This is a genomic window from Chryseobacterium sp. NFX27 (assembly GCF_049887855.1).
Classification (GTDB): Bacteria; Bacteroidota; Bacteroidia; order Flavobacteriales; family Weeksellaceae; genus Chryseobacterium.
Genome location: NZ_JAGEKK010000031.1, coordinates 1 through 26,568 on the forward strand (window position 1 = coordinate 1; position 26,568 = coordinate 26,568).

General features: G+C 37.2%; 26 protein-coding genes. 10 read left to right on the forward strand and 16 right to left on the reverse strand.

Annotated elements, in window-relative coordinates; translation table 11 throughout:
• Positions 1 to 137: 137 nt before the first annotated feature.
• From J4Q03_RS20840 to J4Q03_RS20875, 8 genes are all read right to left on the reverse strand, one after another.
• On the reverse strand, positions 138 to 1,010 hold the full coding sequence (locus J4Q03_RS20840; protein ID WP_426050027.1) for a ChaN family lipoprotein: 873 nt from the start codon (positions 1,008 to 1,010) through the stop codon (positions 138 to 140).
• A gap of 392 nt (positions 1,011 to 1,402) precedes the next feature.
• On the reverse strand, positions 1,403 to 2,431 hold the full coding sequence (locus J4Q03_RS20845; protein WP_426050028.1) for a hemin-degrading factor: 1,029 nt from the start codon (positions 2,429 to 2,431) through the stop codon (positions 1,403 to 1,405).
• 4 nt (positions 2,432 to 2,435) lie between these two features.
• On the reverse strand, positions 2,436 to 3,086 hold the full coding sequence (locus J4Q03_RS20850; RefSeq protein WP_426050029.1) for a class I SAM-dependent methyltransferase: 651 nt from the start codon (positions 3,084 to 3,086) through the stop codon (positions 2,436 to 2,438).
• Between the two features lie 2 nt (positions 3,087 to 3,088).
• Positions 3,089 to 3,862 carry a heme ABC transporter ATP-binding protein gene (locus J4Q03_RS20855; protein ID WP_426050030.1) on the reverse strand — a complete coding sequence of 258 codons (774 nt, stop codon included), beginning with the start codon at positions 3,860 to 3,862 and terminating at the stop codon, positions 3,089 to 3,091.
• Positions 3,862 to 4,902 (reverse strand): FecCD family ABC transporter permease, encoded by a 1,041-nt coding sequence (locus J4Q03_RS20860; RefSeq protein ID WP_426050031.1) that lies wholly within the window; start codon positions 4,900 to 4,902, stop codon positions 3,862 to 3,864. Before J4Q03_RS20860 ends, J4Q03_RS20855 begins: the two co-directional genes overlap by 1 nt.
• Positions 4,886 to 5,764: a heme/hemin ABC transporter substrate-binding protein gene (locus J4Q03_RS20865; RefSeq protein ID WP_426050032.1), complete on the reverse strand. Its 879-nt coding sequence runs from the start codon at positions 5,762 to 5,764 to the stop codon at positions 4,886 to 4,888. The genes J4Q03_RS20860 and J4Q03_RS20865 overlap by 17 nt, the downstream gene beginning before the upstream one ends.
• 20 nt (positions 5,765 to 5,784) lie before the next feature.
• Complete coding sequence (locus J4Q03_RS20870) at positions 5,785 to 6,894, reverse strand: HmuY family protein (RefSeq protein ID WP_426050033.1); 1,110 nt, start codon at positions 6,892 to 6,894, stop codon at positions 5,785 to 5,787.
• A gap of 16 nt (positions 6,895 to 6,910) precedes the next feature.
• Entirely contained in the window at positions 6,911 to 9,016 is a 2,106-nt protein-coding gene (locus J4Q03_RS20875; protein WP_426050034.1) for a TonB-dependent receptor plug domain-containing protein, read from the reverse strand.
• Between the two features lie 94 nt (positions 9,017 to 9,110).
• Here J4Q03_RS20875 and J4Q03_RS20880 point away from each other — a divergent pair, with 94 nt between their 5' ends.
• Together J4Q03_RS20880 and J4Q03_RS20885 are read left to right on the forward strand one after the other, a co-directional pair.
• Positions 9,111 to 9,929: a choice-of-anchor J domain-containing protein gene (locus J4Q03_RS20880; protein WP_426050035.1), complete on the forward strand. Its 819-nt coding sequence runs from the start codon at positions 9,111 to 9,113 to the stop codon at positions 9,927 to 9,929.
• Positions 9,930 to 10,126: 197 nt separating this feature from the next.
• On the forward strand, positions 10,127 to 11,422 hold the full coding sequence (locus tag J4Q03_RS20885) for a T9SS type A sorting domain-containing protein (protein ID WP_426050036.1): 1,296 nt from the start codon (positions 10,127 to 10,129) through the stop codon (positions 11,420 to 11,422).
• Positions 11,423 to 11,592: 170 nt separating this feature from the next.
• Here J4Q03_RS20885 and J4Q03_RS20890 read toward each other — a convergent pair whose 3' ends face one another.
• From J4Q03_RS20890 to J4Q03_RS20900, 3 genes are all read right to left on the reverse strand, one after another.
• Positions 11,593 to 11,883, reverse strand: coding sequence for a putative quinol monooxygenase (locus J4Q03_RS20890; protein WP_116011384.1), 291 nt, complete (start codon positions 11,881 to 11,883; stop codon positions 11,593 to 11,595).
• Between the two features lie 86 nt (positions 11,884 to 11,969).
• Positions 11,970 to 12,857 carry a sulfite exporter TauE/SafE family protein gene (locus J4Q03_RS20895; RefSeq protein WP_426050037.1) on the reverse strand — a complete coding sequence of 296 codons (888 nt, stop codon included), beginning with the start codon at positions 12,855 to 12,857 and terminating at the stop codon, positions 11,970 to 11,972.
• Positions 12,858 to 13,020: 163 nt separating this feature from the next.
• Entirely contained in the window at positions 13,021 to 13,428 is a 408-nt protein-coding gene (locus tag J4Q03_RS20900; protein ID WP_034706128.1) for an RrF2 family transcriptional regulator, read from the reverse strand.
• A gap of 132 nt (positions 13,429 to 13,560) precedes the next feature.
• On the opposite strand from J4Q03_RS20900, the gene J4Q03_RS20905 reads away from it, so the two are divergent.
• The 7 genes from J4Q03_RS20905 (at position 13,561) to J4Q03_RS20935 (ending at position 18,657) form a co-directional block, all read left to right on the forward strand.
• Positions 13,561 to 13,989, forward strand: a complete 429-nt coding sequence (locus J4Q03_RS20905; RefSeq protein WP_426050038.1) for a DUF4268 domain-containing protein — start codon at positions 13,561 to 13,563, stop codon at positions 13,987 to 13,989.
• A 219-nt stretch (positions 13,990 to 14,208) separates the two neighbouring features.
• Positions 14,209 to 14,385 (forward strand): hypothetical protein, encoded by a 177-nt coding sequence (locus J4Q03_RS20910; RefSeq protein ID WP_426050039.1) that lies wholly within the window; start codon positions 14,209 to 14,211, stop codon positions 14,383 to 14,385.
• 168 nt (positions 14,386 to 14,553) lie between these two features.
• Positions 14,554 to 15,192 (forward strand): hypothetical protein, encoded by a 639-nt coding sequence (locus J4Q03_RS20915; protein ID WP_426050040.1) that lies wholly within the window; start codon positions 14,554 to 14,556, stop codon positions 15,190 to 15,192.
• A gap of 132 nt (positions 15,193 to 15,324) precedes the next feature.
• Positions 15,325 to 16,143, forward strand: coding sequence for a DUF2314 domain-containing protein (locus J4Q03_RS20920; RefSeq protein ID WP_426050041.1), 819 nt, complete (start codon positions 15,325 to 15,327; stop codon positions 16,141 to 16,143).
• A gap of 764 nt (positions 16,144 to 16,907) precedes the next feature.
• On the forward strand, positions 16,908 to 17,651 hold the full coding sequence (locus J4Q03_RS20925) for a DUF4329 domain-containing protein (RefSeq protein WP_426050042.1): 744 nt from the start codon (positions 16,908 to 16,910) through the stop codon (positions 17,649 to 17,651).
• Between the two features lie 121 nt (positions 17,652 to 17,772).
• The gene (locus tag J4Q03_RS20930; protein ID WP_426050043.1) at positions 17,773 to 17,949 is read left to right on the forward strand and encodes an NTF2 fold immunity protein; all 177 of its coding nucleotides are present in this window, start codon (positions 17,773 to 17,775) and stop codon (positions 17,947 to 17,949) included.
• Between the two features lie 282 nt (positions 17,950 to 18,231).
• On the forward strand, positions 18,232 to 18,657 hold the full coding sequence (locus J4Q03_RS20935; RefSeq protein ID WP_426050044.1) for a hypothetical protein: 426 nt from the start codon (positions 18,232 to 18,234) through the stop codon (positions 18,655 to 18,657).
• A 129-nt stretch (positions 18,658 to 18,786) separates the two neighbouring features.
• Here J4Q03_RS20935 and gldG read toward each other — a convergent pair whose 3' ends face one another.
• From gldG to kbl, 4 genes are all read right to left on the reverse strand, one after another.
• The gene (gene gldG / locus J4Q03_RS20940; protein ID WP_426050045.1) at positions 18,787 to 20,457 is read right to left on the reverse strand and encodes a gliding motility-associated ABC transporter substrate-binding protein GldG; all 1,671 of its coding nucleotides are present in this window, start codon (positions 20,455 to 20,457) and stop codon (positions 18,787 to 18,789) included.
• 4 nt (positions 20,458 to 20,461) lie between these two features.
• The gene (locus J4Q03_RS20945; protein ID WP_111960437.1) at positions 20,462 to 21,190 is read right to left on the reverse strand and encodes an ABC transporter permease; all 729 of its coding nucleotides are present in this window, start codon (positions 21,188 to 21,190) and stop codon (positions 20,462 to 20,464) included.
• A 51-nt stretch (positions 21,191 to 21,241) separates the two neighbouring features.
• The gene (locus J4Q03_RS20950; RefSeq protein ID WP_034707934.1) at positions 21,242 to 21,793 is read right to left on the reverse strand and encodes a CopD family protein; all 552 of its coding nucleotides are present in this window, start codon (positions 21,791 to 21,793) and stop codon (positions 21,242 to 21,244) included.
• 188 nt (positions 21,794 to 21,981) lie between these two features.
• Positions 21,982 to 23,178, reverse strand: a complete 1,197-nt coding sequence (gene kbl / locus J4Q03_RS20955) for a glycine C-acetyltransferase (RefSeq protein WP_426050046.1) — start codon at positions 23,176 to 23,178, stop codon at positions 21,982 to 21,984.
• A 159-nt stretch (positions 23,179 to 23,337) separates the two neighbouring features.
• Between kbl and J4Q03_RS20960 the strand changes: the two genes are divergently transcribed.
• A complete protein-coding gene (locus tag J4Q03_RS20960) occupies positions 23,338 to 24,216 on the forward strand; it encodes a cupin-like domain-containing protein (RefSeq protein WP_426050047.1) in 879 nt (292 codons plus the stop codon).
• 225 nt (positions 24,217 to 24,441) lie between these two features.
• Here J4Q03_RS20960 and J4Q03_RS20965 read toward each other — a convergent pair whose 3' ends face one another.
• The gene (locus J4Q03_RS20965; RefSeq protein WP_426050048.1) at positions 24,442 to 26,364 is read right to left on the reverse strand and encodes a M1 family aminopeptidase; all 1,923 of its coding nucleotides are present in this window, start codon (positions 26,362 to 26,364) and stop codon (positions 24,442 to 24,444) included.
• Positions 26,365 to 26,568: the final 204 nt, after the last annotated feature.

The following is a 26,568-nucleotide window of genomic DNA, read 5'->3' on the forward strand; positions in this document are numbered from 1 at the left end:
TTTAAAGACTATTTTTGATTTACTTAACACACAGCAAATTAATCAATTTGCAAAAACTGGGAAAGCTTTGAGCTTTCCTTTTTTGCGCATAAAAAAAGAACTGTCTCACTTTTGAGACAGCCTCTTTCTATTGAATTTTAAAAAGTTTTCGTCATATCTGCCGGAATAATCAGGTTGAAATCTGTCGGGATATATTCTTTTGCAGGAACCTTCAGCTCAGGATCTTCAGATTCAAAAACTGAGATTACCGCCATTTTAAGATTCGGGTTCTTCTGCTTAATATACCAGTAGATTCCTCCGAATTCCTTGCTGTGATAGTTACCGTTGTAATGGATAAAAGTTTTTCCGGCCTGCATATTTTTCAGGATAGATTCAGCCATGGTGGCATCTTTTGTAGCCTGGGCCGAAATGAAGTTCATTACTTTTGTTCCTTCGGCATGATCTCCCATCATCGCTTTCATTTCCTGATAACCGGGAGTATCGAGTGTGACTTTAATCGGAAGCTGAGCAATATAAGCTTTCTCCTGAGCGCTTAATTTATTCAGAGATTCCAGTCCTTCTTTTGCAGTCTGAGACGCATATCTCCTCGGAATATTAGTCGCAATAAAGTTCAGCTTTTTAGTTTTGGCAAAATCAACGAGCGGTTTGTAATCCGTCGCGTAATTGTTCCATAACCTGGCGGAGTCTTTTAATGTTTTGGCATCGAACTGTCCGCTTAAATATTGATTCAGCTGAGTCTGGTTATCTCTTTCGAACATTTCTGCTCCCAAAATGAGCTGTCCGTTTTTCTTCTGGAATAAACCTTCCGTCACTTTCAGCTGAAGCCAGTGATTGATAGAGCTGTTGTGATTCTCCCCAAAGAAAACAACATCATATTCAGCCAGTTCTTTAATCAGTTTATCTGTTTTTACTTCCTTTCCTTTTTTGTCATAAAACTGGTAGGCTTTAAAATCCTGTCCGCTTAACGAACAAAAACCGGCCAGCAAAATGGCGATGAAAATATTTCTCATTCTTATTTTATTTAACACAAATTACACCAATGATTCTTTACAAATATCACAGGTTTTTACGCTGATTTTACACCACAAAAGTCACAAAAGACTTTAATACTTTAGTTATTTCTAAAGTTAAATATTATGCACAAGAAGTACACTTAAGTTTCTATGAAAATCTTTGATTTTCAGCTTATATGTTCTTATTATTTTTCAGGATGGTAAACTTTTAAAACCAAAGTGCTCTAAAGTGTTCAAAACCAAAAAACTTTTGTGACTTTTGTGGTTCAAACAAATTTGAAAATTACATTTCTTTGTTCTTCAGCAAATCTAAATATTGCTCAGACATTCATAAAAAAGACCGCCTTGAATTTAAAAAACAAAACGGCCTATTAAAAATCATCTAATTATTATTTTTCTAATTCTGCTACAAGGTCTTTCCATTCCTGAAGTTCAGGAATGCCAGGCTTTCTTTTTCCGAAGAACTGAACGATGAAATCCCCTTCTTTGTTGAATACTTCAATAGCCGTTACTTCACCATCTTCAGTAGGTTTCTTAACGATCCATGCTTCTGCAATTTTCGTAACATCCAGGTGTAAGTTGAAATCCGGATCCATTACATTGAACCACTGCTGGTGCCAAAGTGTTTTCTTCACATTTCCTGTATGGATCTGGATAATGCCTCGGTTTCCAACGAATACCATGATCGGAATATTCTTTTCTGAAGCATCTTCCAGAACATTAACCACTTTTGAATTATCTATCTTTTTAGCAAATCCTTCCGGAGCCAGTCTTAATGCCTGGGTTCTGCTTACCCCGAATTTTCTTGTCATCATAAAGAAATCGTGGGTATCTTTTAATTCTGTCCATGCTTTTTTGAATCCTTCAGCATCAATCTCAGAATCAGCCTTTTCAGGAGCTTTTGCCGCTACGGCTTCAATAGTGAAAGCTTGGCTCTGGTCTTCTGCTCTGAATTTTTCTACAATGGCATCGAAAGCGGCTTCATCACTGTTTTTTGTCAGATAGATTTTATGAAGGGCAAGACCGTCTTTTCCGAAGAACTGAAGGCTTTTTTTATCTCCTTCCACTACTGCAAATGCAGATTTCCAGTGGTTAAGGAAAATTCTAAGGTCAATATCCTCTCCTACGAAAAGCTGTGCATGCGGACTGCTGAAATCACCGTTCTGGTAGGTTCCTTTTCTTTCCTGTACACATTCGTCATTACGGGTAAGAGCCATTACCTTACCCAGCTGTTCTGCTTCGGTAAGGATAGCAGGAAACTCAGGTTTAAGGACTGTTACGCCTTCACCTATACTTGTTGCCAATAGTTCAGCTTCACTTACGCCCAGCTGTGTTGCAGCATTTCTTATTCTTATATGTGGATTTTCGGCTTTCAGAGCCTCCCATTTTTCCTTTAAATCATTAACTAATGTGCTCATTATTTTATTTTTTTATGGTTAAAACTGTATAAATTCTATGGATCGTTTCGTTTCCTGATTTACTTGGTATATCTTCTTCTTTTTCAGAAATTTTCATTCTTTTGAAGTGGCTTTTGGAAACAAGCTGCTCCATTTCGCTGTTGCTGTACATGGTGAAATTGTATTCTGTAAACGGCAGCGTTTCCATGAATTTCTTCTGTCCGAAAGTAAGAACGAAAGTACCGTCATTTTTTAAAACCCTGTAGATCTCATTGAGAAATTCAACCGGATTTTCCCAGAAATACACGGTATTGACTGTGAATATCTTGTCAAAAGTTTTGTCTTCAAAAGGAAGCTTTTTTCCTTCATACCATACAAAATCAGCCTGACTCTCAAAATCTTTATTGAGCTTTCTGGCTTCATTGTACATGGTTTCAGAAATATCTACTCCTGTATATTTCAGATTTTGGGCTCTGCTTAAAATATTTTTCAGATGTCCGGCATTGCCGTGTCCTATTTCAAGGATGTGCTCATCATCTTCTATTAAAAGTGTTTTGATGCTTTCCAATGTCATGCTGATGTTGGTCGCATTCATCATCTCGCCGATCTCTATGCCTTTTTCTCCCTGTGGGTTAGCGAGATTCTGCGCGAGGATTTTTAATTCATCTTTTTCCATGGTTATCCAAAAATGATCATTGGGTTATTGGTAATGGGGTGTCCGCAGATGGTGCACGGAAAATTGTATGCCTGGCTGATCGTTTCAGCAGTAAATACTTCCTGCGGCGTTCCGTATGCGGCAACCTTTCCTGATTTCATCAATAAAATTTTATCGGCAAATTGTGCAGCAAGATTCAGATCATGCAATACAACAATAGCGCTGTTGGCTTTTTTGGTGAAATTTTTAATAATCTCTAAAGCTTTGTACTGGTGTTTTATATCTAAATTATTCAGCGGTTCATCCAGAAATACCAGTTTGTGGGCAATCTCATTTTCAAGCTGGGCCATTACTCTTGAAAGATGGACGCGCTGTTTTTCCCCTCCGGACAGTGTGTTGTATTCTCTGTCTTTCAGGTGATAAACATCCGTTTCATACATCATTTTATTGGCCGCTTCAAGATCTTCTTTACGGGGCTGGGAATCAAAATACGGATAGCGTCCCATCATGACCACATCTTTTACATCCAGAGGAATCTCGTTGGAATTATGTTGTGAAAATTTAGATTTATGTTGAGATAATACTTTCACTTCCCAGTCTGAAATAGATTTTTCCTTAAATAAAATCTCCTGTTTTCCCTGTTTTATTTCATTGGCTAAAACACTCAGCAGGCTTGATTTTCCGGCTCCGTTGGGCCCTACAATCGCTAAAAATTCGCCATACCCTAAAGAAACATCAACCCCTTCAAGAATATGAAAATCCTTGTGAAGATAATTGATCTGATGTGCTTTTATCATTAGAGTGATTTTTTAAATTTAATTAAAATAGCGATAAAGATAGGTCCTCCGATCAGGGAGGTCAAAATACCGATCGGCAATTCTGACGGTGCCACAATACTGCGGCTGAATGTATCAGCTATCAACAGTAAAACACTTCCCAAAACCGCTGACAATGGTAAAATGAAAACATAATTTGATTTAAATAAAAGTCTTAAAATATAAGGTACAATAAGACCTACAAAACCAATCGTTCCTGAAAACGCCACACAGGTTCCCACCATTAATGAGGTGATGACCACAATCTGCTTTTTCAGTTTTTCAACATTTATTCCTAAATGCTGGGCATCTCTTTCTCCTAACATCATCGCATTCAGAGCTTTTCCTTTTGGAAGCAAAATTGCGTAAGAAATAACGATCACTACTGCCAGAACAATATTCTTTGTCCAGGTAGCAGCAGCCAGACTTCCCATATTCCAGAATGTAAGATCTCTTAGCTGCTCATCTTTTGATATATAAATAAGGAATCCTGTAATGGAAAAGCCGATGGATGTAATGGCTACACCGCTTAGCAGCATCATGACAACATTGGTTTTTCCGGCACTTGTAGAAATCCTGTATACCAGCAACATGGCTAATAAAGCTCCTAAAAAAGCTGAAATGCCTACCAGTGAAAACTGGACTACTTCAGGAAGATATTGTTTAAAATACCCTCCTAAAACAATGGCAATGGCAGCCAGTAACGTAGCTCCGGAAGTTAAGCCTATTGCTTCACCTGTCGCTAATGGATTCTTGAACAATCCCTGCAGACTTGTCCCTGAAACAGCAAGCATACTCCCTATCAGAATGGCCATGATAATTCTGGATGCTCTTACATCCCAGATCACATATTTATCGCTTAAAGATAAGCCCGGATCACCTTTTATATATTGCCATAAAACTTTGAAGGCTGATGTTCCACCAAAATCGTAGACTCCTGTGTTAAGCGCCAGTACTGCTATGATAACAAGCAGTACGGCACCTATAGTCAGATAAAAGTATAATTTACTTTGTGTTCTCAATTAGAAGTTTGTTTAATCCTACTGCTGCTTCTCCTAGTCTAGGTCCGAAACCTGAAACCAATCCTCCATCCATTGCGATAATCTTCTTGTTTTTACCTGCGTTGGTCTGTGCTACGCCCGGCATTTTAAGAGCACCTTCGTTTCCGCCGGCACCCTGAAGACCTGTTTCAAAGAAGAATAAAATATCCGGATTAGCTTTTACAACCGCTTCCGGTGTCAGCGGCTTGAAATCTTCGAAATCGTTCACTGCATTTTCTCCTCCGGCAAGACCGATCAGAGAGGCCATAGGTGTATTTTTTCCTGAAACCATCAGCATATTTCCTCTTGCATAGATGAACAATACTTTCGGTTTTTTGGCAATGGGCTGAATTTGCTTCAGATCAGCATCAATTTTATCATTTAATTTCTGATAATCTGTATTTCCTATTGCTTTTGCTACATCAGCGATCAGTTTTTTTGTTCCTTCCACCGTGTATTCCTGTTTAAAAATCTCTGCCTGGATCCCTGAAGACTTGATCTTAGTCATCAGTTCAGGGTTGATGTCTTTTTCTGAAGCTAAAATTAAAGTAGGGTTTACCGCCATAATCGGCTCTATCGTCATGGATCTTACGTGTCCAAGGTCTTTTGCAGTAGCTTTTAGTGTTGAAGGGTAGGTACTGGTAACATCGGTTCCTACAATTTCTTTCTCGTGGCCCAGTGCGCTTACAATTTCTGTAATTCCGCCACTCAGGGTAACGATTTTGTTATTGGTTTTCGGAGCTTCGGAAGAGGTTTCTGCTGTATTCTCTTTTTTAACATCTTCTGCTTTTTTGCATGAATATACTGCCATCAGAATGGAAGCTGCAAGGATTAATTTTTTCATGATATACTATTATTTGATTATTATAAAGGGTCAAATTCGAAATTGGTAGTACCGCGGTGTCCGTCTTCGCTCTTCATGGTATTGAATCTTAGCTTAAAGTAAAAGCCTTCAGCATCTTTCAGGACAAAAAAGCGGTCTGCATAAACATGGGGCTGCGGGTTATCCGTTGTTCCCGTCGTAGTTCTCCATTTATCACCAAGAGCTCTCTGGTCATTAAATATAAATTTTGACTGATCTACATCTCCTAATTTAAATGAATTGTAAGCCTGATCAAGGTTTCCTGCCGCGGTTACCTGGTATACTCCTACTCCGTTAAGAGTATTTGTTATCACAAAATCCGCAAAGAAATAGCTTCCGGCACTTACTCCCGGTGCTGTAAAGACTTCATTGGTAAATGTGGTAAAGCCAAGATCCCAACTTTTTTTCTTAGGCTGAATTTTCACCGGTGTTCCGCTATTAAAACTGAAAAAAGTGAAATTATAGTCTGTATCTTTTGGAACGAAATACTCACTGTAGCTTGTTGTATTACCTACATCAGCGTAACGTATTTTGTATCCGTTCAGTGCTCTGAAAATCTGGATCTTTTTCCAGCCTCTGGCAGCACCGGATAAACTAACAGAGCCTGGTCCTATATTATCAGAAGACGGAATATCTCTTCCAAGATTTAACAGATACACCGGGTTTTCCGCATCATTTTCTTTAATAGGTTCGATTCCTGAAGTCTGGGTAAGGAAATTACCGTTCGGATGATCAATATACTGCATATTGGCAGGATCGAATGTACCAACCATTATGCTTCCTTTAAGGGTTGCAACATCTGCTTCAGTAACCGTTTTAAGATCCGTTTTATTGGGAACTTTTGCCACTGTCATGGCAAGGGAAGAGTTCATCACTACATGAAATCCATCACCGCTATAGAAACCAAGGTCCCAATCTGTTCTTTTATTGACAGAAGGTTTTTCATAATCACTCAGATCTATCCAGACCTGATTCGGTTCGGTAGCGCCTCCTACTTTGACTTCTACTACAGATCCGGTAATAGGCGGTGCCGGAACGGGATCTTCATCAGCTGAAACACAGGACTGTAAAGTGATAGCTGAAAAAAACGCGAATATTTTTAAATAGTTCATAAGGGTAGCTTTTTGTTTAGAATTGATAGATTAATCTTGCGAAATAGCTTCTTCCGTAATACAGATTAAGACGGTCAGCCGCTCCGGTATGGGCAGTCCCGGCAGTAGCGGTTGTGTTAATAGTCGTTACATCAAATATATTTTTCACTCCCACAGAAAGTTCCATATGATCTTTCCAGAACGGCTGGCTTACGATAAAGTCCATCATATGAAAGTCATCTGTTTTTCCAAGTCTGAAACCGGTTGCTTCAGTTTCCAGCACGTAGTTTCTTCCGGGGCCTGTATATTTATAGTAAAGGGCAAAAGCGGTTTTGGTATTTTTTAATTTATAATTGGCTGATGCTCCTGCCTGAACAAGGTATTGGTAGTCTGTAGGTGATGTATGATAAAGTCCGTTCAGACCAACTGAAGTTCCGCTTAGAGAACCTCTTAAGGATAATGCCAGCTGATCTTTTTTAAAGTCTACATTGGCAGAGAACAGCATATTTCTATACTTGTCCATATTCATATACTTATAGGTAGAGGGATCTTTTACGAGTACCATTTCTATTCTGTCCCGTACGTCCAGATATAATGCATTAATGCTGTACCCTATTTTCCAGTCATTTGCGGTAAAATTCTGATCCCAGAAAGCACCTGCTGAAAAACCTTTTTCAGGATTCAGATCAGGATTCCCCTGTACATCGTGATTGATATTCACAAAATAGGTATAAAGCTCATCGTAGGTAGGAAAACGGTTTGCAGTACCTGCCACAGCCCTTAAATTGGAGTTTTCGGAGGTCTTATATCTTGCCGAAAGCGAGTAATTAAACTGGTTGTCAAAATTTTCACTGACGGAAAGTCTTGCACCCGGTCTTACAGAAAATCTGTCCGAGATATTCCATTCTGCAGAAAGGAAGTTGGAATAGGTAAAAATCTTTCTTTTCACTGCTTCACCAAAGAAATCTCCGGCAATCAGCGCTGCATACCCATTGGTATAATCCAGTTCATAGCCAAGCTGGAAATCGAATGTCTTGTTATTGAGGAAATTACTGAACATTCCTCTTGAATAGATTACATCTGTCTTGTAATAAGACCTGTCTTCTCTGCTGATTCTGACAGACCTGTTTGGGATATCGTAATTGTAATCCTGGTATTTTCTGTCCTGGTTCTGGTAAGAGAAATCTCCCATATACCGGATATTTCCGATATTGGTCTGAATATTAAACTGATGGCCCCATCGTCTGGTATTATATTCACGGTCTATACTTTCGTAAAGTGCACCGCCCATTCCGTCATTCAGAGGGATTCTGTTAACTTCCGGATTGTAAAAATTGAACTTTTCGTACAGATAAGACAGCTTGTAGTAGAAAGAAGTTTTATTTTTCGAATACCGTATTAATGCAGAGGCATCGTACTGATCTTTAGGATTCCACTCAAAACCTCTCTGATTATCTCTTTCAAAGTATTTGTAGCCTTTACTCTCGCCTTCATAGCCCATAAACTGGTTATGATTAAAACTGATATTGGCAAACCAGTTATTATCAATATTATAGTCTACATTAAGATTCTGGATATGCCTTCCGTTTCCTTTTTTCTTAAGATCATAATTATCCCTTACCGTTTCTTCCTGAAGGGATGCTCTTACGCTTACCTTTTTTGTATTGCTTTTCCTGGTGATGATATTAATGACTCCGGCCACTGCTCCATTACCGTATTCCACTCCCATGCTTCCCTTTACAATCTCTATCCTTTCTACATTATTCAGTGAAAGTTTTGTAAGGTCAATATTGCTTCCCAATCCAGTATCACCTACTACGGGGATATTATCTATCAGCACCTTTACATAATTGCCATCAAGCCCCATCATGCTCGCTGTAGAGTTTCCCGACCGGGTATCCGGGGTAATCTGGATATTAAGACTTTGATTTAAAACATCCGCAACATTCGTAGCTGCCATATTTTTGATCTGCTGGGCATCTATAACTTCAACTTTATATATTGATTTATTGATGGACTGCTGTGTGTACTGTCCTGTAATAACAACTTCCTCTATTTTATTTTTATTAAGAGAATCTTTTTCTTGTGCACTCATCCAAAAGGCAATGGATAATGATAGAACGGAAAGCACTTTCTTCTTCATAAAGCAAAAAATTTTGGCAAATATAATGCTTTATTTAGAATAGTTAAAAATAAATACTTATTTTTGTAGAACAATTCTAAATAAAAATAACGTTATGAAATTAAAACTACTTTTAGGAACATTAATGTTTACAGCTGCTACAGCGCATGCACAGGTAGCTACGCTTAATGAAAATTTCAACAACTTTACTATTGGAACAACGACTTTCCCACAGGGAGGCTGGTCTGCTGTAGTTGCTCCCATAACCGGAGTATTTCCGCCGGCACCACCGCGAATGATCGTAGCTGCTCTGGACAACGACAATACACAGAGATTTATCCAGTCGTATGCCGGAAATAATGCAGCCACTCCGTCTTATTTAATCTCTCCTCAGATCGATGTTCCTGCAGGAAATAAGACGCTCACTTTTACAACTACTTTGGTTTCTCCGTCTCCAGGTCCTGGAACTATTCAGATCGGAGTCGCCTCAAACCCTGCCGATATGTCTACTTTTGTACCTGTAGGTAATTTAGTTAATGTAACTACAATTGGGGTAACCCAAAATATAAGTGTTAATATTCCTGCTTCTACAGGCTCTTATATTGTTTTCAAATTTACTCCAAGTGCAACTCACGTAGCTGTACAGATAGATAATGTTGTTTACAATACTTCTACTACTTTAGGAGTTAATGATACTGGAAAATCCAAAGAGAACTTCAGATTTGCTGTAAGTTCAGACAATAATTCTTTAGAATTCATCACAAAAACAGAACCCAAAAAGATAGAGGTTTATTCGGCTGCAGGCCAAAAAACAGCGGAAGGAAAATTAAAAGGACAGAAATTTGATATCAGCGGACTTCAGACAGGAGTTTACTATATGTTGGTGGAAACTGCTGAAGGTTCGGTAGTGAAATCTAAATTTATCAAAAAATAAGGTTTATTAGACTAGTATTATGCCTTTATGAAGCCGGCCGGGAGTTATTTCCGGCCGGCTCTTTTGTACACAATAAGGCTGTCTTTAAAATATAATACCTGGAAAACACGATAAATATCATGTTTTTATTTAGAATGATTAAAAATAATTATCTACTTTTGTGGAATCATTCTAAATAATAATTAAAAAAAGATGTTATGAAAACAAAACTATTATTGGCTTCAGTATTGGCTCTTTCTGTTCAGCAGACTGTTCTGGCACAAACTGATGCATTAGGATACACGCAGGCAAATATGACGATGGGACCTTCCTACCAGAATCGTGTGTTTTTTAACCTAGCCGACGGAAATATGGTTTCCCAGCCGGCGAATACCTGGGATGTCGCTTTTTACAGAAACTCCAATTTCGCATTTGGTTCCAGAGTGAATGATGCCCTGAATATTGAAGTGTATACTGCTTCTACGAATCTGGCAGACTGGGATAATATTAATATCAGCAATATTGCCAACTGGGGTGAGCCGTTATATAACCCTGACCAAACAACTGATATCAGCCAGGGAGCTTTTGAACAAGGTCCTGTTACATCGCCTAATCCTAATATTCCATCAACAGGCTGGGGCGTATACAATCCTATGAACCACCATATTGAAGGGAAAGCAATTTTTGTTTTAAAATATACTACATCCAATACCTATGTGAAATTTGCCATTGAAGATGCTTTTGCTGGATATACTTTCAAATATTCCAAATGGAACGGAACAGCATGGGGCCCTACTGAAACAAGAACCATGGCCAACGGATCGGACGATGCCTATTTCAACTATTTCTCATTTACTACAGGAGCAAAAGTTCCCAATATGGAGCCGTCTAAAAATGCGTGGGACTTTATGTTTACGAAGTATTACACTTTCTATAATAATATGATGATGTATCCTCTTACAGGAGCCATCCAGGGACCTAGTGTAAAAGTAGCAAAAGTACAGCCTGAAACCCAGGAAACCGCTGCATTCTCCACACCTGCTGATGCTAATTTCTCTTCCAACATTACTACAATCGGTCATTCATGGAAAGGGATCGGAAATGTTTATAATAATGTGGTGTATTACGTGAAAAAAGGTAATGAATACTACAGAATGTATTTCACGACCAACGGAGGTGCCTCTACCGGAGATATGTATTTTAAATACAAAAAGATCACGGCTACTTTAGGAATAACGGAAGTAAGCAAAAAAGCATCTTTCGGAATCTATCCAAATCCTACCACGGCAGACAAAAAGGTGACTGTACTTTTTGATGTAAAAGAAAAGGCTAACAACAAGGGAAGCGTCGAGGTTTACGACCTTACTGGGAAAAAAGTACATACTGCCGAACTGACCAATCAGACGGGCTTTTACAAGCAGGATCTGAACTTATCCCATCTTACTGCAGGAAATTATTTAGTGAAAATCACTTTCGGAGGCAGTACGGAAACGAAGAAACTTATCGTAAAATAAACTCAAAATTTTAATACTTTCTATTTTTTCTAATCAAAAGGCGGTTTCAGAATACTGAGACCGCCTTTTATATATAATATTAATTGAATGATTTAAGAATGCAAAGATTAAAATCTTAATACCATTAAATCTTTCAATTTCTTAAATCTTTAAATGGTTAAATTTTTAAATCAATAAATTTTAAACCCTTTATAAACTTCTGCAGAGCTTTCCATGATTTTTGAAGCATCTTTACGGAAATCCAGAAGATGGTCTTGCCCGTTGTGTCTGTTGTGGTGTTCAACACTTTCCCACAACTCGATCAGAAAGAAAGTCCCTTTGTTATCTTTATCCTCAATAAGATCGTACTGAAGACATCCTTCTTCTTTTCTGGTCTCTTTTACAAGGTTCTGAAACAGTTCCACAGCGTCCATCAGGTAGTTTTCGTTAAACTTAAAAAGCGCTACTATATGCAAATTCATGTTCTATTATTTAGATGTAAAAGTAGAATATTTTCAAAGCTAAACATGTTTTTGATTCATTTATTTTTCAGTAAAACCCATAAATTTTACTTGAAAACTGATTTATAAATAGTTATGGAGCTCATCACTATAACAAGGATTCCTATAACGAGGAACATTTTTTTAACAGGAAGTTTTGCCGTAAGCATAGCAGAAAAGGGAGCTGTAATGATCCCTCCTATCAAAAGTCCAAGGATGATATTCCAGTGCTGGATCCCAAGGGTAAAGAAGAAAGTTATGGCAGCGGTGAGGGTCAGGATAAATTTAGCAACGGTAGAACTGCCGACCGCAAATCTGGGCGTGAAAGCATTTTTAATAAGGGTTCCGGTAACCAGCGGCCCCCAGCCTCCTCCGGCAAATGAATCTATAAAGCCTCCGATTACACCAAGCCTTGTAAGATTGGTTTTCTTTTTCATTGCTCTGTTCTGCTTATTTTTAAAAGCATTAGAGAGGATCTGAATTCCCAGGTAAAGGGTATAGAAAGCAATAAGTGTCTTTGTGATCTTGGCATAATATTCTCCTAAATAAGTCAGGCTTACCGCACCAATAATAGCTCCAATCACTGCGGGAACCGCCAGTTTCTTAACTAAACTTTTACTCACATTTTTAAGCTTGATATGGCTTAAACTTCCTGCTGCTGTGGTAAAACTTTCAGCAGAATGAATACTGGCACTTACAATATGAGGGGGAATATTCAGGAACAAAAGAGTGGTTGTACAGATCACTCCATAGCCCATTCCCATGGATCCGGCTACAATCTCTGCGAAAACACCGACCAGCATCATCCAGTAAAAAATATAATTGTCTTTGGCCAGAATATTCAGCAGTTCATCCAGATAGCCCATTTCATACATGGATAAAACAGCAATCAGCAATACTGCAGCTGTAATAAAGAATACATTGAGCCTGATCTGGATTTTTCTTGAAATTATCATATTACAATATCATTATAGCTCCGGTTTATAGTCTTATTTTATTCATAAAAACTGAAACAAAGCTGCTTTCAGGGTGATTGAAGCATTTGGAGTATTGCAAATATCAAATAAAAATATTATCCTACCAAACAAGTAGACTAATTATTCAAAAAAAAGGACCGGGTCAGTCGACCAGATCCATCAAAGTTTTTTTCTCAAGAATATTCAGAGAGGCATCACGGACTTCTATGAGTACATCATGCAGTCCGCAATGGTCTTCATTGCAGTCTTCACATTTTTCATAGAAATTTAAGCTGACACACGGCAACATGGCAATGGGACCGTTTACGAGCCGGATGATCTTTGCCAGTTTTACATTTTCAGGATTTCCCTTTAAAAAGTATCCTCCCCCTTTTCCTTTTTTACTGTCAAGGATATCCGCTTTTTTCAGTTCCAGCAGAATATTTTCTAAAAACTTCAAAGGAATCTTCTTGTGTTCCGCTATTTCGGAAATAAGGACGGGGCCATCATTCCTTTTTTCTACAAGGTATGAAAGCGCTTTAAAAGCATATTGGGATTTTTTTGAAAGCATTACAGCAAAAATAAGAAAATAGTTTGAATTAGATAAATGGAGAATGATGATCATAAAAGTTATTTTCTCCAATTGATACATTAACGTTTGATAACGTTGTTCCTTTGCCATTAAATTCTTAAGTTTGTTCATATGTTCAGTAAACAAGAAGCACAGCAGCTAAAAAAGGAATTTTGGACGGCCTTTGGAAAGTCTTTTCCGAGAAAATGGATTCTGTATGACACCAAAATCAAGGATTTGTCATTTAAATTTTATGCTGACAATAAAAAAGCAGCAGTCTCATTGGATATAGAAATGAAAGATGAAGTCTTTCGGAATGCTTATTATGAAAAGATATGGTCTTTGGAAGACATTCTGAAAGATTTTATAGGCGACTTTCAAAAGGAAGAGCATTTTACCCTTGATAATGGAAAAGTCATCAGTAAAATCTGGGTTGAAAAACATAACGTTTCCATATTCAATAAAAATACATGGCAGGAAACTTTTGAGTTTTTCCGGGAGAAAATGGATGGTTTTGAGAGATTTTATTATGAATATGAAGATTTTATAAAGGATGTTTAATTCACTGCACGGCAGTGTTTCAATAGATGATTTGAATTTTTTAATGATTTTACAGGGAATATTTTACTGCAGTTATTAAAATGAAGATACCAAATAAATTTCTACATCTTGAGTCAATCTGTTCTCCGTTATTTATTATCAAAAATCCTTTATAAAAATACATTTATAATTCTGTAATTCTTTGATTTTAAATATATTTGCATTCACAAAAACTAACCCATGAAAACTGAATACAGAGATGAGAATTTTAAGCTCAAAGACGGTCCGTATGCCTGTGAGAAAAAGTTCAGATGGTACAGACATTTTCTCTCTTACCAAAACCTTAAAAATAAGCAATGTCATTCTGACTGCTTTCTTGTGCTTTCCTGGCATGTAAATAAAGAATTTCTGCCGTGACTATAAGAAATAGTATAAAATATAAAAAATGGCCCTGAAAATGCAGTACTGTAAATCTGCATAATCAATTGCTTTAAACTTTTTATCATCAATATAAAAGCATACAAAAGCAGCAACAAAGGAGGAAAACAAATACACTGATAACACTACATACATTAACTACCAACCATGAAAAAAGTATATAAAAATATTTTTGGAGAAGTGATTTCTAAAGCAAAAGCAGAGAAATTGGACGATTATCATTTATATTATTATGAAAAAGATTCCGAAGTACTGAAAGAAATTGAGTTTCTCGCTGAAGACGGAATATATAATATTAATTATTTTATGAGCCACGATGAAGATGAAGAGCAGATTATACATTATCTGAAGAAAAAATCTGATCTTTTCGATATTGAGAAGAGGGAATCTGCCGGAGACTTCATCATTGCCACCAACAAAATATATTCATTAACCGTAGATGAAAAGCCTTTGATCTCAAAAACAGTTTTTTATCAGGACGATCCTGAAAATTTTATCTGTTCCCAGATCCTGGATACTGAAACTCTGGAACCTATACCGGAAAGAACTACAAAATGCTGGTACACTTCTGATGAAAACGGCGAAAAATATGCAGCTATAGAGTTCAGCTATCAGGAAGACGGAAAACTTGAACTGGCTATAGATAAAACACCCAACCCTGATAATGACCTGGAATGGGAACATTATGAGTATTCTACTTTTAAGGATCTGCAAAGCAAAATTCCAACTGACATAAGTTATTATAAGACGGCCCGACTGCTTCCTGAAACTGTAGACCAGGAATAAGGAACTTCAATTTACAAAAAAACAAACATTTTATATCTTTAATCTAACATAAAAAATGTAGGGTTTAAAAGTGTTGTGCAACATTTTTAAATCCTACATCATTCTATTATTAAATAACAATCACCAATCACAATGGAAGAGAATTCGTTTATATTTACCGATGGGAAAGACCCTAAAATGATCGAAGCCTATGAAAAAGCAAGAGAAACCTTTAAGTATTTCTGGCGGGAACAGTCCTGGGAAAACAGAAGAATTATCCCCGGTCTTGACCTAGCCTTCGTAAAAGCGGCCTTCAGCGAGGAAGATCCTGAAACAGGAGAAAATACAGTAGAACACATGTGGATCAATGAGGTTGATTTTGACGGTGATACTGTAAGCGGATTCCTTATTAACAATCCCAACAACCTTACCAACATCCAGGCCGGAGATTATTTTGAGATCCCACTGAATGAGATCAGCGACTGGCTTTTTGCCATCACTCCTACTGTTAAGCAGCCCAAAGGACTTTCCAAACTGTTTTCTTCACCCGCCAATCCTTTGCCGAAAACTTACGGAGGATTTACCATTCATAAAATGCGTGCCGATATGCCGGAAGATGAAAGAAAAGAGCACGACGACGCGTGGCAGCTTGATTTCGGTGACTTTAATGATATACAGCTGGTAAACGAACAGGATGAAAAGCCAGAAAACCTTATCGAGCATCCGATGAGCAGAAATATGGAAGGTGAATTCCTAAAGTTCCTTCAGGAATATCCTGACGAACTTACCAACAAAGATGAAAACGGACTTACCCTTCTTCATAGAGAAACCATCGCCGGAAATCTTACATCTGTAAAAATTATCTTGGGAGCCGGAGCAGATAAAAATGTAAAATCTAACAACGGAAAAACCGCTCTGGACTATGCGAAACAGCTGAAGTGGGAACATATTGTTCCAGCTCTGGAAGGATAAACAATACTTAATTAGAAGATTATAATAAAAAGAGGCTGTCTCAAAAGTGAGACAGCCTCTTTTTTAATTAAAAAATGGTGTAACATTGTATGTTAGTGCCTAATTTTATTTTGTGTTCTCACTATCATTACAGGATGCAAAGGCAAGGACGAGGGTAAAAAAGACCGTCTTTATTTAAAAGAAATCCCAGCGAATGGTAAAACAATTGAATGGTTTTATTTTTCACTGATTGGAAATACAACCGCCGATTATGTATTGCTTTATGACCCAGTAAAGGATAAGGCCGATACCCTTGTAAATTCTACAAATTTGAAAGACGTTAATCTTTCCGATAATGAAATTACTTTACTTTTTTACGGAAAACCTAGAATTTATGAGAATTCTATAAAAATAAAACCTAATATTGGTGGATTTAATATAAAGGTAGATACAACCGCAATATTTACAGGATTTAAATCTAGAGACTCTTATCTAAAAAAATAACTGTACCCCGCTACGCAAAGTCTATGACTTTGAACAGATAAAATAACCACTGCAATTGCGGTGGTTTACAATAAAAAATTATTTAGGATGTAAGGGTAAGCTTTGGAAGAAGCAGCGCAGGTGCTCTTGAAATTGTAGATAGCAACGATTATTATCCTTTTGGGATGAATCATTTGAAAACTGGAAATGCTTATTTTGGAGCTGGGAAATATTAGAATTACAAGTACCAAGGACAAGAATTGCAGGAGACTGGTTTTTAATCGTTTAAGTAGAGAAACTATATGCCTGATGTAGGAAGGTTCTTTAATGTGGATCCACTTACAGAAGAGTATCCAACATGGTCTCCTTACGTTTTTAGTGGAAATCGAATTATTGACGCCCGTGAAATAGAAGGATTAGAGCCACATGTATTATTTGGATCACAAGATAAAGCTGCAAGAAATTTTGGGAAACAATACAATGGAAAATCAATTCTTAATAAAAGAGAATATGCAGCATTTATTTACTCTATAGATGTAGATAATAAAACGTATTATGCTTATAATACTCCTGCTAAAGGGAATCCACACGGTATTCCAAAAGATAAAATTAACAAGTATATCCCTAAAGGTGGGAAAATTGTCTCTTACATTCATACCCATGGGAACGATGATCTCGGATATGACGATGAAAATTTTTCAGGAGAAGTAGGTGAATTAGGTGGTGACATTGGGTATGCTGAAGAACAAAAACTAGGTGCTTATTTAGTAACTCCTGGAGGAGTGTTAGAATATTTCGATGTAAATACTGGCAAAGCTTATACTTTAAATTATGATATGCCTAGTGATCCAAAATCAAAAAATCGACAAAATACGATCGATCCAGAAATTTCACCTTTGCCATCAGAAGGAGACAGACCAAGGCAAACTCCAAAACGATACCCTAATCCTACTGAATCAAAATTTGATGGAATTTTGGAAACAATAAAAGATAAAAAAAGAGAGGAAATAATATTAATAGACCAATCTCAAAAAGACCATAGATAATGAAAAACATTTTATATTTCATCTGCGCTATTTTAGTATCATGTTCTAAAAATAGACCACTAAAACCTAGTGAAATTACAGGTTCTGATGAAAACATTGCTTTAACTCTTGCAGAAAACAAATGGAACGAAGTTTATGGGAAACCTACAATAAAGAAAAACCATTTAGAGTACAAAAGAAAGATGATAGCATATACATCATTAAAGGTTCTTATCCAAAAGACGAAATCACTGGCGTAGCCTATGCAGAAGTGAACGTAAAGACAAGGAAAGTGATTAAATATACTCACGGAGAATAATAACTATGTCTCGTCCTGAAAATCCGATACAGATTAAAGGACAAAAATAAATTGAATTAGTCAATACTTAATCTGACAGTGACTAGTCCTATTTAAAGGATACTATTAGAATTAAAATAAATGGAGCAGGAAATAAAAAAGGGATAATCAAAATATCTAAAATAAGAAGATAGAATCAATAAAACTACGCCCTGTTTCGCTAACTTCTACTCAAGAATTCAACACATAAACCGGATCCACAACTACCAGTCAAATGACTATTATAGAATATATTCATAAAATATGATTACAGAATTGCAGAAAGCCAAAGATTTAATGGATAATGAACAATATGGATCAGCCATTAATATTTTAAATAAATTGGAAGACCTTCCCTTAAAGTCTGAAAATTTTAGATTATTATTTTTATCAAATTGTTTTTATAATATAGAAGAATATTATTTGGCAATTGATACAGCTGATAAATTGTTACAAAAAGATCATAAAAATGAATATGCTTCCCAAATAAAATATTTAGCCTATTACGAATTGAAAGAGTATAATAATGCTCTGAATGAGATAATAATTTTTTTATCTCACAATGAAGCTAATCTTTATAAAGTAACATTGGAAGAGTTATTAATTGATATAAAAGAAGGATTCATTAACGAAGAAGCGACAGTTTATAAAATACAAGAATTAGCATTTAAAAATAATATTAATATTTAGAAGCTTGTTTTGAAGTGACCGTTTTTAGAAGTTAGCTAGTGTTACATAGTGTCACATTGCAAAAGTAAAATGATCTTAGGATGAGACACAATCAAAAATAAAAAGAGAAACCTGAGTTTCTCTTTTCTATTATTCAAACTTCCTCTTCCTCAGCCAGAAGAACAATCCTCCCAACAGGCCGATCACTACCAAAGGCAGTAATAAGTTCAGCCACTGCCAGTTTGCTTTTTCTTCCGTAATACGGTTTCGGTCCAGAAGTCTTTCTTCAATATTTCTGTTTCGGAGAGCCATCAGGTCGCTGTCATCCAGAAGATAATCCAGCGCATTTCTCAGAAACTGTTCGTTTCCGAACTCCTGATTGGTGAGACGGTCAATCCCCATCGGAAGCGGCTCGCCTTTGTGCATTTTATTTCTTCCTACATCTCCGTCTGCAATGATGATCATTTTATTTTCAGGACTCTGACTTTTAAATCCGGGATAACCTTTTCTTTCAATTCTTGATGCATAGGCAGAATTAAACTTCCCTTCCAGTGCAACGGCAAAAATTTTCGGGGTGCTTGGTTTTTCCATCTGTCCCAGACTGTCTACACTGGCAATCTCTTTCAGATCTACATAGTTGGGAACCTGCTTCAGCAGGGTTCTTTCGCTGGATTCAAAAAGTACTTTTGTCTTAATATTTTTTCTTCCGCCTAAAGTATCAATAGAAGTTGGAAATTCAAATTTTACCGGGTTGATATTTTTAGTGATCGGATTGTCATTTTCAGCAATTCCCAAAGGAAAATAAGGCCACGGCAGACTTGTATATTGAGGGTTCCCTCCTACTTCACCGGTTACCAGTTTCAGCAGCGCAAATTTCTTTACATCCTTTACCAAAGCCGGATTGATCCTGATCCCGTAATTGAAAAAGAAATCCGTCATATTGATATCCACAGGGAATGGCATTACCTTTTGAGATCTTGTCAGTGTATCCATTTCGGCATTTACCGCATCAATCATCCAGAGCGTTTTTCCGCCGTTCATAATAAACTGGTCAAGGATCACTTTTTCATTATCTGTGAATGCTTTTCTCGGTTTTGCAATGACCAGAGCACTCATCTGTTTCAGCAAAGGAAGATCTTCCTGGGTAAGCTCCGTCTGGTTTTTCGGGATCACCGGTCCTGCATCGTAATTTTCCAGTGCCAGCTGCATAAAGCTATGGAACTCTTCAGGTCCCAGTTCGTCATGATTCACCAGGATTCCTACCTTCTTTCTTTTATTGGCGGCAATATTCTTGATATTGGAAACAAGACTGTATTCCAAACCTTCTATTGATCTTGTCAGCTGCTGATCGGCATCTATTCCCGCCTGCTGTACAACCAGCGGAATAGAAACTCCCCTTTTATCATATTTTATAACAGCATAGGGAAAAAGGGTAATCTGGGAAATCTTTCCGTCTTTAACATCCGGAAGAACAGAAGGCTGCATTCCCATTGCCATCAGCGTATCCTGGGACATTTTTGTTTTAATAGGATCAATAAATTTGAAATCAATCTTCGGGTTGATCTTCCTGAACTCTTCCAGCATAAATCTGGTTTCGCTCTGAAGCTGTTTAAAGCTTGCCGGAAAATCACCTTCAAGATAAACATCTACCGTAAGCGGTTTTTTCACCGATTCCAGTACCTTTACCGTATGATCCGAAAGGGTATATCTTTTTTCTTTGGTTAAATCTAATCTGATTCCTGAATACGTAAGCAGAATAACCAAAGGGATCACCGCAATCAAGAAAATTCCTAATGGAGATTTGATATTGAACTTCTTCATAATGCTACTTCTTTTTAGTGATAAAATGGTTGGACAATAATAACGTAGCACCGATGATCAGAATAAAATAAGCCACATCTTTAAGATCTATAAGGCCTCTGGTAAAGCCAAGAAAATGCTGATAAAAACCAATATTCTGAAGAATAAAATCTGCACCGCCCAACAGCTTATAGCTTGCCAGCTGCTCTATTCCGAAATACATGATAAAGCACATAAAAACGCCCAGCAGATAAGCCATAATCTGGTTCTGAGAAAGCGAAGAAGCTAAAATCCCTACTCCTGAGAAAGCTGCAATTAACACGATTAATCCGATATAGCTTCCGAAGGTCATTCCAAGGTCAATATTCCCTGCCGGAACCCCTAAAACATATACGGTATAAAGATAAATCAGTGAAGGAATAAGGCATAAAACCCCAACAATCCATACTGAAAGAAACTTTCCTGCGACCAGGTCTGAAACTTTTAAAGGCTGGGAAAACAGCCAGTTCAGCGTTCCTGTCTGCTGCTCTTCGGCAAAGGTTTTCATAGAAAGTGCAGGAATAATAAACATCAGCAGCCATGGAACCAGTACGAAATAACTTTGCAGGGAGGCCATCCCGATGTCGAAAATATTAGAATCATTTTCGAAAAAAAACAGGAAAAGAGCGGTGATGAGACTGAATGCAGCGATGATCACCCATGCGCTCCAGTTTCCAAAGTAACTCCAAAGTTCCTTCTTTAAAATTGCAATCATAGTTTTTTTGTAAAATGTAAAAAGTAGAATGTAGTCATTCTGCTTAAACAATTATTTGTTTTTTTTATTCTTATTAACGAGTTTAACGGTCATCATGATCAGAAATACAAGAACGAAAAATCCTGCAATTAATTGCCACCAATACTCAATAACTGAAGATTTCAGGATCACTGTAAAAACCACCAGGAACAGAATGAACGTTGCAATTTCATTGGCCTGTCTTAGCTTGATATTAGGTGTTTCGATAGTTTCTCCGTTCAGTTCTTTCAGTTTCAGTACTTTTTTCCAGCACCAGTAATGATAAACGGCAAGACCGATCAGGAAAGTCAGTTTTAAATGAAACCAGGGCATTTTCATCAGCCCGGTATTCAGAAAGATCATAACAATACCGCAGACTGCCATAATAATTCCTGCCGGAACAGTAATGATGTTCCACAGTCTTCTGGCCATGAAAGTATATTGTTCTCTAAGAATCTTCTTTTTCTCTTCTGCAAACTCATCCGTATCCTTGTAGTAAACAAAAATCCTTACGAGATAAAATATTCCCGCAAAATAGCTTACCATGAAGATAATGTGCAGTGCTTTGATTATTGTATAAAGCATTTTTTAAAATAATGGCAAATATAATGTTAATAACAAAAATATTTGATAGAAATATTATAAAAATGCTTCGTCTTCACCAGCATGACATCGCTTATACTCACTGTTTTAATTTTAATTTAAAAATCAAACGTAATAATGAACATTGTCATGCTAAGCAAAGCCGAAGCATCTATATCCTGAATTTTTAGTTAAGAAATAACACCAAGCTCCTTTCCTACTTTCTCGAAAGCAGCAATTGCTTTATCAAGGTGGGCTCTTGTATGGGCAGCAGAAAGCTGTACTCTGATCCTTGCTTTTCCTTTCGGTACTACAGGATAGAAGAATCCGATCACATAAATTCCTTCGTCCATCAGCTTTTCAGCCATTTTCTGGGCAAGTGGAGCATCATACAGCATCACTGGAACGATAGCTGCATCTCCTTCAGGAATATCAAATCCTCTAGCCACCATCTCTTTTCTGAAATATTCAGCGTTTTCCATTACCTGGTCACGAAGTGAAGTATCTTCAGAGATCATATCCAGAACTTTCAAAGCAGCCCCAACGATTCCGGGTGCCAGTGAGTTTGAAAATAAATAGGGACGTGAACGCTGTCTCAGCATATCAATGATCTCTTTTTTACCGGAAGTAAACCCTCCAAGAGCTCCTCCTAAAGCCTTTCCTAATGTAGAAGTAATAATGTCTACTCTACCCATCACTTCATTAGCTTCATGAGTTCCGCGACCAGTTTTCCCGATGAAACCTGTAGCGTGAGAATCATCTACCATGACCAGAGCATTGTATTTATCAGCAAGGTCGCATACGCCTTTAAGGTCAGCGACAATACCGTCCATAGAGAAAACCCCGTCTGTAACGATGATTTTGAAACGGTGATTCTTTTCGGAAGCAGCGATCAGCTGGGCTTCCAGATCAGCCATATTATTATTTTTGTAACGGTATCTTGCCGATTTACAAAGACGTACTCCGTCAATAATGGATGCATGGTTCAGTTCATCTGAAATAATAGCATCTTCTTCGGTAAACAACGGCTCAAAAACACCGCCGTTCGCATCAAAGCACGCTGCATACAGAATAGTATCTTCAAGACCTAAAAAGTCTGCAATTTTCTTCTCCAGCTGTTTGTGGATATCCTGTGTTCCGCAGATAAAACGTACAGAAGACATTCCATAACCGTGAGATTCTATCATGTCCTGGGAAGCTTTCATTACTTCCGGATTGTTTGACAGACCCAGGTAATTATTCGCACAAAAGTTTAAAAGCTTCTTTCCGTTCGCTTCAATTTCTGCACTCTGCTGTGAAGTGATGATTCTTTCTCTTTTATAAAGACCATCATTTTCAATGTTTTGCAGTTCGTTCTGTAAATGCTGAAGATATTTTTCAGAGATCATTTTTAGTAATTTTTTAGATGTGCTAATTTAATAAAAAGGCGTTAAAATATCAGCTTTTATCAGTTTAATTCTAAAAATAGACATTCAATTTCAGTTTTAACACAATTAGTCTACTAATTTAGTAGGATAATAATTATATTTGTCTGTAAATTCAGGAATATGAGATTGACTCCGATACAAAAAGCTAGAAAAATAAGTTCCAGGAGCTTTATAAACAACCATATGAAGCCGCGTTTTCCTGTTATTTTAGAGGATTTTATTGATCCGGAAAGCCCAGCATTCGCAAAATGGGATTATCAGTATTTCAAAGAGATAGCTGGAAATCACCAAGTCAATATTTATGGAAGCGAACTGGAATCTCTGGATAAAGTGGCCAGCAGCCCGATCGGTAAGACTACATTTGCTGAATATCTTGATCTGATCAGCAGCACTCCTACGGAACACAGATTATTTTTATTCAATCTGCTTTCTATCAGGCCGGAACTTAAGGATGACATTCATTATAATGATGTTACAAATGGGAAAATATTGAAATGGCTGCCTTTTATGTTCTTTGGGGGTGAAGGTTCTGTTACCAGAAATCATATCGATATTGATATGTCCCATGTTTTTATCACTCAATTTCACGGGGTCAAAAGGATATGGCTTTTCCCCTGGGAGCAGTCGGATCTTATGTATAAGCTGCCTTATAACTTTCACAGCTTACCCAACATTAAAGATCCGGACTACAGAGAGTTCCCGGCTCTGCTCTACCTGGACGGGTATGAAGCGGTATTAAAACCTGGTGAGACACTCTATATTCCTTCCGGCTGGTGGCATTATATACAATATGAAACTGAAGGCTATTCTGTTTCTGTAAGAGCGCTCCCCTCCAGTTTTCTGGAAAAATGGCGCGGGTTCAAAAATATGGTAGTAACAAGGAACTTTGACAACATCATGCGAAAGCTCTTTAAAGAAAAATGGTTCAGATACAAAGTGAAAATTGCCAGAAAAAGAGCAGCAACAGCATCCAGAAAACAAAAGACCTTTCTAATCTGAAAGCCTCCACAGTATCATTTAACAATTAAATTATTTAACAATGGAATTTATATATGTAATCTTATCCGCTGAACGTCCTCTGTATATCTTTTATCCAATTTTTTAAATTGTTTAGAACAAAAATGAAAAACCTTCATTACTGAAGGTTTATCACATATTAAAAGTTATTTGTAAGCTCACATACAGTTCTCTTACCACTAGAAGAGTAACTGAATGTTGTTTATACTATTGCTTTAAAAACTTTATGTTTTTTTCATTAATCGTAAATACATAAGTTCCAGGAATAAGTTCTGAAATTCCAACTGATTTCCCGGGCTGATATATATCTTTTCTGATGAGTTTCCCATCCATTGAATGAATGGAATATTCAACTGCCCTGTCAATTCCTTTTATATAAATTTCGTTCTTGGCAGGATTGGGGTACAGTGCAAAATCTTCCTTCTCTACGGATGACACACTTAATGTATTATCCTGCATCACTGTAGAGTTTTTCTCCAGGATCTGGTATTCATAATTAAACTCAACACTGGCTACAGGGAAAGAAACTGTTTTCAGGAAATACTGGTTATCGGATATATGATTCAGAACAAAATAAGCAGTCTGTCCGCCGGTTCCGTTTACTTTGATTGGTAACGGCATTTCAAAAAAGCTTACTGAAGGGCTGCTTTGGGTCTGGGAAACTTTAAACAGGATCTGATTTCCGGTCTGTTTCCATTTTGTCGTATAGGTAGGATAGCCTTCACCGTATAGCCAGTCATTAAAAAAGCCTGTAAAATCTTTTCCTGTAGACTGCAGCAGCGATGCATTAAAATCTGCAGTTCTCACATAATTATAAGCTAAATCCGGTCTTGCATGATATTCTCTTATCGCCTGGTAAAAAGCGGTATCACCAAGAATCCATTTAATCATTCTTAAAATATAAGCTCCTTTTGTATAACTAAGCCTGTTACTGAATATTCTGCTTACACTGGAAAGACCGGAATCCGGAACGTAAGTAGAACCATCGGGAGCAGAAGTGATATTATTAATCTCTCCCAGCAGAAAGTTTTTGAACTCGGCATTGGTCATCAATAGTTTTTCATTGGCAAGAACAGCTCCGAAAGTGGCAAAACCTTCATTCAGCCAGATATCATTCCAGGCACCACAGGTCACTTTATCACCAAACCACTGATGGGCAAGCTCGTGGGCAATAAGCCCTTTACTCCAGCTTCCCATGGACGACATGGTCTGGTGCTCCATTCCTCCTCCAAATTTAAATTCCATGTGTCCGTATTTTTCGTTACGGAAAGGATAAGGTCCGAAATAGGTTTCAAAAGTATTCATGATCGTTTTTGTCCATTCAATATTAGACATACTTGTTGCATTCGCATTGGTAGACGGATAAATATAATTCACGAAAGGAAACGGCGGATTTCCCATGATATCATTCAATTTAACGAAATTGGTAATGGAAAGGGCAATCAGGTAAGCCGATGTGGGATAAGCTGTTCTCCAAAAACTAAGTTTCTGACTTCCCGGAAGTACTGTTTCAGACATCAGTTTTCCATTAGCTGCAACGCTATACTGTGAGGGTGTGGTAATTTTAAAATCAAATCTTTCGATCTTATCATTAAGACTTTGTTTTGTTGGAAACCAGTCCTGTGCACCATAAGGCTCACTTAACGTACAAAGAATAGGTGTGCCGCTTTGTGTAGTGGTTGCAAAGGCGTTCTGTGTGGCAGAAGGAGCACCGGAATAATGAATCGTTAACGAATCCAGGGTATTGGCCGGAATTGACGCCGGAAAATCTATCTTCACTTCTTTTGTCGGAAGCTGCTGAAAAGTAAGACTGCTTCCATGATACTGCACCTGAGAAACGACCAGGATATCAGACAGATCAAAATAAATACTGCTCATATTCTGAGTAGGCTTGAAATGAGACGTTACAGAACCTGAAATATTATATACTGCAGGATCTAAAGTGACATTCATTCTTTGATACTGAAGGTCATAATTTAAAGTATTGGGATTAATATTGTAGGTGGTCATTTTATTAGCAAAAGCATTCATTTCTTTTGCGATGAGCCCTTTCATTTCAATATTTTGATCCTGGCCATAGAACTGCTGGGAGACCAAAAATCCCAGAATTAGAAGATAAAATTTTCTCATACTCAGAATATTAGATATTAACCAAAGATAAAAAAAACCTTCTAATCATTGATTAAAAGGTTTTTAGATTATTAAAATGTCTAGTCCTGAAATATCGATACACAAAAAAAGAATCGTTATGGAAGAACATTTAGAAACCGCGTACATCAAACGTACACAGAGAGATTACAATTTAAGTTTAAAGCTTCAAATTGTAAGAGAAAT